Genomic DNA, 666 nt, shown 5'->3' with positions numbered 1-666 from the left:
GAACCTTCCCGTGCTTTTTAGAACATAGATGGCACCAGTCAGGTGACTATCGAAACGTAATACGCCGCGATGACTTCGGTCACGACGGTATGGCGAGCTTTCGCCGTCCACGTTTCTCTTTCTTCAAAAGGATATCGAACCATTGGTTTGCGCTCACGCACGCACCGCCCTTCGGGCTGTGCTCCGCGGGGGGCGCCGGACGACCGGCGACGGCCTCTGGCCTGTATGGGAGAGCCTTGATAGGCTTGAAGTTCGGCGAGATGGGCCCGTAGCTCAGTTGGTTAGAGCACACGCTTGATAAGCGTGGGGTCGGAAGTTCAAGTCTTCCCGGGCCCACCATTTGCACCAGCAAATGAGGTTTGCTGTAGCGAATTGTGGTTTGTTTGGGTTTACCTGATCCTGGCGGTTTGCTGTCAGGTGTTTGCGATGGTTGGGGCTGTAGCTCAGCTGGGAGAGCACCTGCTTTGCAAGCAGGGGGTCAGCGGTTCGATCCCGCTCAGCTCCACCAATTCGCTTGGTGTCGAGACTGAGAGATATCCTTTGAAGAAATAAAAGTTTTGCACTGGCTTCGAGCTGGTGCCTGTTCTGCATACATTGTGAAGAGAAGATTGATCTGGAGGCTTCCAGGTGTTTTGGGTTTTGCCCAAGGCGTCCGAGCCCAGTTCC

At 55.0% G+C, this 666-nt stretch carries 2 tRNA genes; both read left to right on the top strand.

Annotated features, from left to right (window positions below):
• The first annotated feature begins 262 nt into the window (after window positions 1-262).
• Window positions 263-339, top strand: a tRNA-Ile gene (locus ELH03_RS37195).
• Between the two features lie 93 nt (window positions 340-432).
• Window positions 433-508 (top strand) — tRNA-Ala (locus ELH03_RS37190).
• Window positions 509-666: the final 158 nt, after the last annotated feature.

Origin of the sequence: Rhizobium beringeri (assembly GCF_004306515.1) — a bacterium.
GTDB classification, from domain to species: Bacteria; Pseudomonadota; Alphaproteobacteria; order Rhizobiales; family Rhizobiaceae; genus Rhizobium; species Rhizobium beringeri.
Note: the sequence above shows the minus strand (reverse complement) of the source record. Positions and strands in the feature narration are given on the sequence as shown.